This window comes from Synechococcus lacustris str. Tous, from assembly GCF_003011125.1.
Taxonomy (GTDB): Bacteria; Cyanobacteriota; Cyanobacteriia; order PCC-6307; family Cyanobiaceae; genus Synechococcus_D; species Synechococcus_D lacustris.
In genome coordinates this window covers 1-6,003 of sequence record NZ_PXVC01000102.1, presented here as the reverse complement: position 1 = coordinate 6,003, position 6,003 = coordinate 1, and the positions used below count along the sequence as shown (strand labels likewise).

Below are 6,003 nucleotides of genomic sequence, written 5' to 3'. Positions count from 1 at the left end.
GGTGTTTCGGACGCGAGGGCGTGCTCAGGTGTACTGGTACGTTTCCTGACAGCTACCGAGGTGGAGCGTTGGCGGCAGGCCGTCCAGGATGCCAACGAGAAGCCAGTGCTCACCCTGAAAGAGCAGAAGGAGCTCGAGAAGCTCCGTGACTTGGTCCACGGGAGATCAAAGCGCTCAGAAAGAAGCTTCAAAGCAAGTATAAGGCCATGGCGGAAATGCCGGCCTTGCTGTGCCTCCAGGCTGCTATGGCGCGGCTCTTTGTGCTACTTTTCAGTCTAACCCTGTGAGACTCCCAACTTAGACTTGTATTTTTGTTCTTTCTCCTTAGGCATTTGTTTATTTCCTCCTTCGCCGATCCCCCGCTTGTCCTTGTCACTGGTGGCGCTGGTTTTATTGGCAGTCGATTGTCGAGCCTTCTTGTTGCTCAGGGATTCACCGTACGCATCCTTGATACACTTTCTCCGCAAGTTCACGGCTCAGTTCCAGAGAACCTGGGCTGGTTGAATAATTGTTCTATTGACTTCATACGCGGATCGGTGAATGATAAATCAGATATTGAACGCGCTCTAGCAGGCGTTTCTGCAGTAGTCCATCTAGCCGCTGAAACTGGAACCGGTCAGTCCATGTATGAAATATCTAGATACAACTTTGTTAATTCTCATGGAACAGCACAGTTGCTCGATGCCCTATCCTTAACTCGTTCGCACTCCGTTTCCAGGTTCGTACTAGCTTCTAGTCGTTCAGTCTACGGTGAGGGTTCTTATACTTGCAACGTCTGTTCAGATCCAAGTAACCGTCTTTCCCCACCTCCCCGTTCAGCAGAGCAGCTTGCTTCGCACCGTTGGAACCCAATTTGTATAGCTTGTGGGAGTGACCTTCTATCAGTCCCAACTCAGGAATCAGACCCTGTGCGCCCAGCCTCCGTTTATGCTGCTACAAAGTATGCACAAGAAGATCTCGTAAGGATTGTATGCCAATCCATAGGTGTTGATCATTCTATTCTTCGCTTTCAGAACGTTTATGGGGAAGGTCAGTCGCTCATGAACCCCTATACAGGAATTCTCTCCATCTTTTCAACTCGGATTCGCCGAGGCCTTGACCTGCCGATTTTTGAGGATGGTCTAGAGTCACGAGATTTTGTTCATGTTGACGACGTTGTCCGTGCCATCGTCGCATCCATTTCCTCACCATCTCCTATGAGTGGTATCGTTAACATAGGTAGCGGTTTAGGCACTAGTGTGACTGATGTGGCAAAAGGGTTGATGACTGCCCTTGGCATTGAAGTTCCTCTGCGCGTTACAGGTGAGTATCGCGTAGGAGACATTCGACACAATATTGCTGATATCTCCCGTTTCTGTACCCTTCTGCCTGGTGGACCTCAGATCAGCTTGGCTGAAGGCCTTGCTCGGTTTGCTGCGTGGGTAAAGACCCAGCCTCTTCCAGACGATTTGCTGGAATCAGCTAATAATGAGCTCCGAGAGAGGAAACTAATGGCATGATGCGTCGCATCATAAAAGCCGACTCTAAATATACACTAATTGAGCTTCTCAGGCTTGATGTGTTGCGCTTTTACTATCTATCTTATGGTAACGAAGACCAGCCTCCTCAGGGCTTACGTTTGTGGCTTTGCTTGCTGTCTACACGAGTAGCCCCAACTCTTTTGCATCGCCTATCTCATTTCTTTTTCCTTCGTCGACTGGGTGTTATTGCAAAACTCTTTTCCAGCTGCAACGCCGTCCTCTTCGGTATCGAAATCGCTAGTTCTTGTCAAATAGGCCCCGGATTGTTTCTACCACATACACAAGGCACTGTACTTGGAGCATGGTCCATTGGTTCAAATGTTACAATCTTTCAGGGCGTGACACTTGGCGCTCGTTCACTAGATTTTAATCCTAAACCCGCAACACGACCCACTATCGGAAATGGCGTAACAATAGGAGCAGGCGCAAAGGTTCTTGGCGGTATTGTTCTTGGTGATAATTGCAGGGTTGGCGCAAACTCTGTTGTTCTTTCTGACATTCCTTCGGGGTCCTTGGCTGTCGGTGTTCCGGCTAGAGTTATTCTGAATAGCTAGTGTTTATATGATTCGCTTTGAAGGCAAGCGACTCCTCTTCGTTGCACCACCTTTCTTCGGCTATTACAACGAAATCATTAAGGAGATTCAGTCCAGAGGAGGGATAGTCGATTGGCTGCCAGACAGGCCTCTTGATCATCCTATTGGTAAGTTGATCACTCGTTTTGCCCCCAAGCTTGTCTCCCATGTTGCGGATCGCATCTACTTCGACTTGCTTTCGGACTATGGGGTTAGCTCGTACGACTATGTTTTGGTAATCAATGGCCAAACCCTTTCTGCGAAGTTTCTCAGGTCTCTACGAGCTTCTTTTCCAGGAGCCTCGTTCATCCTGTATATGTGGGACTCCGTTGCAAATCGTCGTCATATTTCCGACAACTTTGCTTTTTTTGATCGCATTCTTAGTTTTGATCCAGCCGATGCGGTTTTCTATGGCTATTGCCTGCGCCCGCTGTTTTACACGCCGCAGTTTTCTCTCTCGTACTCTCACACCTCGTTTGCTTACGATCTCAGCTTTGTTGGAACAGCGCACAGTGATAGATATGATGTCATTTCCCGTTTAACGCACCAACTGCCTCCCGCTATTTGCGCTTTCTGGTACTTGTATCTTCAGGCTCCTTGGGTTTTTTATGTCTATCGCTTATTAAAGTCTGGCATGAGGCACTCCAAACTTGATGAATTTAGGTTCGAGCCACTAAGCATGTCTTCTGTCAATGATATCTTCATTTCCTCTCGGGCTGTCCTCGATATCAATCATCCACGGCAGCATGGGTTGACCATGCGCACCTTCGAAACGCTGGGGGCGTCCAAGAAGTTGGTTACCACAAATGCCAATATTTCCGAGTACGACTTCTACGACCCAGCTAATATTGCGGTGATCGATAGGCGTTCTCCGTCTATTCCCGCCGGCTTCCTTCGCTCGGCCTATTCTCCTGTTGCTCCCAGCATTGTCTCTAGATATTCTCTTGCTGGCTGGCTCGATGAAGTTTTCGGTGTCTAGCTTTCATTCGATGACTCGCATCGCTGTTACTGGTGCTACCGGATTTGTTGGGCGATCCCTTGTTGCCCATTTGCAGCGTGAATCGGTAGATGTTGTTGCTATTACCCGTACACGCCCCCCTGGTGGCAATTCGCTCGTCAACATACATTTTTGCTCTGATTATCTTGACACCGCATTGCTGGCCGAGCTCTTCTGCTCCTGCGATGTTGTCATTCATCTCGCCGCTCTTGCGCACCAGGTGTCACGGTCTTCATCCGCTATCGAGCTGAATGCTTACCGTCGTGCCAATTTAGAATCTCTTGTCTCGGTCGCAAGGGCAGCCTCCCAGGCTGGTGTCCGTAGGCTTGTTTTTGTCAGTTCTATCGGAGTGAATGGTTCTTCCACTGATGGAACGCCATTCACTGAGACTGACCAGCCCCTGCCATCAGAGCCCTATGCCATCACAAAACTTGAGGCCGAGCGAGCCCTTGCGGAAGAGCTTCTTGACTCATCGACCGATTGGGTTGTCTTACGCCCCCCTCTAGTGTATGGGCCAGGATCCCCCGGAAATCTTGAACGGCTGATCAGGCTTGCTTCCTCGGCACCTGTCTTGCCTTTCGGCTCCGTACATGCGCTTCGTACGCTGATCTCTATAGACAACCTGATTGATGCCCTCCTGATCGCATCCCATCACCCGGCTGTGTCGAGGCGTGTCTTTGTTGTAGCCGATTCGGAGGATATTGATGTGGCGGCAATTCTCAAGGCTTTCCTACTTGGCCTTGGTCGAGGCACTTGGAGATTGTTCCCTGTCCCTCCCTTTCTAATCGGTCTTTTGTTGAATTTGCTTGGCAAGAAGGCCCTCTGGCATAAGTTCTCTGGTGAGTTACGGGTCGATTCTTCGTCCTTTTGTCGTGCTACCGGATGGGTCCCTGCAGTTCGGCCACAGGATGGTCTCCGCCTTGCTGCAGCTTCGACTCGTTCGTCATGAGCTGTCTTCAGTCTTCTGCCCGCTGAGGTTTAGTCGTTCTCGTTCTTGTCTCTTTTTTGATGCTACTGCCAGTCGCTTTCTGTCTTGCGCTTTCAGCAGCATCTTGTTGGATCCTGCTGCGAGCTCTGATCCCCAAGTTGTCTCGCCGTCTGCTTGACCAGCCCAACGCACGTAGTTCTCATCGACAGCCCACACCGCGTGGAGGGGGCTTGGCTTTCGTCGTGGTGTCGGCCGGATCCAGTCTCCTCGCATTCGTGTGGGCTGCCAATACGTTCCCTGCTCTGCCCCAGTCGCTCCTGCCTCTTGCCGCACTCCCCTTGGGGACCATTGGCTTGTTGGATGATCGTCTTAATCTTCCCGCTAGTTGGCGTTATGGAGCGCAGCTATTAACAGCCTCCTTGATTCTCTGGCTCAGTCCTATTTCGCTCCCTTGGCAGATGCTGCCCCTGGTGATTGTCTTTCTGGGTGCTGTGTTCGCCGGGCTTGTGCTTCAGGCGCCTTCCTGGCAAGAAGCTATGGGGTTGCTGTTGGTTGCTACTCCCCTGCTCGGCGACGCCTGCCTATGCGTGCCCCGCCGTCTGCTTGCCGGGCAGCGTGTGTTCCAGGCCCATCGGCTTCACCTGTTCCAGCGCCTGCATCAGGCCGGTTGGCCCCACGCCCGGGTATCCACTCTCTACATCGCTGCCACCGCAGTGCTCGCGCTGGCCCTTTTGTGGGGTGGCCTGCCTTGGTTAATCACCCTTGCTGCCTTTCAACTATTGCTCGGCATCTGGCTAGATCAGAGGGTGGCTGTTCCCTTTGCCATCGCATCCCGCAGCTGATGGCCCTGCGTTGGTTAATTCTTGGAGACGGTGGCCATGGCAGCTCCGTATGCGATGCCATTACTGCCAGTGGCGATCGCGTCGTGGGCTTTCTCGACGACGCCTTGCCCGCAGGCGCCCTGGTGAACGCAACACCTGTCTTGGGTGTCCTGTCTCTCGCCTGGGATTTGAAACGGTTGTTTGATGCCTCTGGTGAGGCTCTACCGGATCAAGTGGTCGTGGCCATTGGCAATCCGGCCCTCCGTCAAACCTGGCAGCAGGTGCTTGAGCAGGTGGCCGCTCCCCTTGGGGTGGTGCTGCATCCCAGAGCAATCGTGAGTGCCACTGCCCAGCTCGGCCCCGGCTCTGTCGTGCTCGCCGGCGCTGTGGTGAATGCCAATGCCACTCTCCATCAGGGAGTGCTGGTGAATAGCGGTGCCGTTGTCGACCACGATGCCATTTGCGGCGCCTACAGCCAACTCGGTGTCAACGCCGCGATGGCTGGCGGCTCTCGCCTTGGCCCGCTCGCTTGCCTGGCCCCAGGTGAAGTGCTCAACTGCCGCCAAACCCGTTTTGCCGCGCTGGAATTGGCACTTGGTGCGTCTGATCCCGGAGAAGGCTTGACCCTGAAGCCGTGAAAGCTGCCCTGTCCGGAGCTGTTGTGCTCCTTGCCTCTGGGCTATGGCTGGCCTGGCCCTGGATGGTCCGCTTGTTTCTCCGGTTCCCACGTCCACTGCCGGTAGCGATCTGGTGGTGGTGCTCGATGGTGGCTCAGGTCGCTTCGCCGCAGCCGATCGCATCGCCCGCGCGCTGCCCCAGCCGCCGCGCCGTCTGCTAATCCGCTGCCCTAGAGGTACGCCGCCACCCCAGCCCAWMCCCGAACTGCTCCAGGGCTTCGACACCGCCACCCAGATCACCGCCCTCGCCCACTGGTTGCGCCACCAGCCCTCGCCTCGCATTGCCCGGGTGTGGATTGCCACCGATCCTGATCACACCGCCCGCGCCGTAGTCCTTGCCCGCATCGCCCTCGGCAGCCAGGACATTCGCGTTGGCCCGACCGATTTGCCTACCCCCAGCCCCAGCGAGCACCGCAAGCTGCTTCGGGATGCCCTGCGCCTCACCCTTTGGCGGGCCACCGGCACCACCGGCGCTTGGCTGCTTGGCT

The 6,003-nt window shown here is 54.0% G+C and carries 7 protein-coding genes; all 7 read left to right on the top strand.

Features of this window, described 5'->3' with window-relative positions:
* Positions 1–332 precede the first annotated feature (332 nt).
* Entirely contained in the window at positions 333–1,499 is a 1,167-nt protein-coding gene (locus C7K08_RS12515) for an NAD-dependent epimerase/dehydratase family protein (protein ID WP_206603858.1), read from the top strand.
* Positions 1,496–2,074, top strand: coding sequence for a serine O-acetyltransferase (locus tag C7K08_RS12510; protein ID WP_106500915.1), 579 nt, complete (start codon positions 1,496–1,498; stop codon positions 2,072–2,074). Before C7K08_RS12515 ends, C7K08_RS12510 begins: the two co-directional genes overlap by 4 nt.
* A gap of 7 nt (positions 2,075–2,081) precedes the next feature.
* Positions 2,082–3,071, top strand: a complete 990-nt coding sequence (locus tag C7K08_RS12505; RefSeq protein WP_106500914.1) for a WaaS/CpsH family glycosyltransferase — start codon at positions 2,082–2,084, stop codon at positions 3,069–3,071.
* Positions 3,019–4,038, top strand: a complete 1,020-nt coding sequence (locus C7K08_RS12500) for an NAD-dependent epimerase/dehydratase family protein (protein WP_161955913.1) — start codon at positions 3,019–3,021, stop codon at positions 4,036–4,038. The genes C7K08_RS12505 and C7K08_RS12500 overlap by 53 nt, the downstream gene beginning before the upstream one ends.
* A 335-nt stretch (positions 4,039–4,373) precedes the next feature.
* Positions 4,374–4,859, top strand: coding sequence for an MraY family glycosyltransferase (locus C7K08_RS16505; protein WP_241537253.1), 486 nt, complete (start codon positions 4,374–4,376; stop codon positions 4,857–4,859).
* The gene (locus C7K08_RS12490; RefSeq protein ID WP_106500911.1) at positions 4,859–5,476 is read left to right on the top strand and encodes a PglD-related sugar-binding protein; all 618 of its coding nucleotides are present in this window, start codon (positions 4,859–4,861) and stop codon (positions 5,474–5,476) included. The genes C7K08_RS16505 and C7K08_RS12490 overlap by 1 nt, the downstream gene beginning before the upstream one ends.
* Positions 5,477–5,519: 43 nt before the next feature.
* A partial coding sequence (locus C7K08_RS12485) for a YdcF family protein (RefSeq protein ID WP_206603857.1) occupies positions 5,520–6,003 on the top strand: 484 nt, incomplete at its 3' end.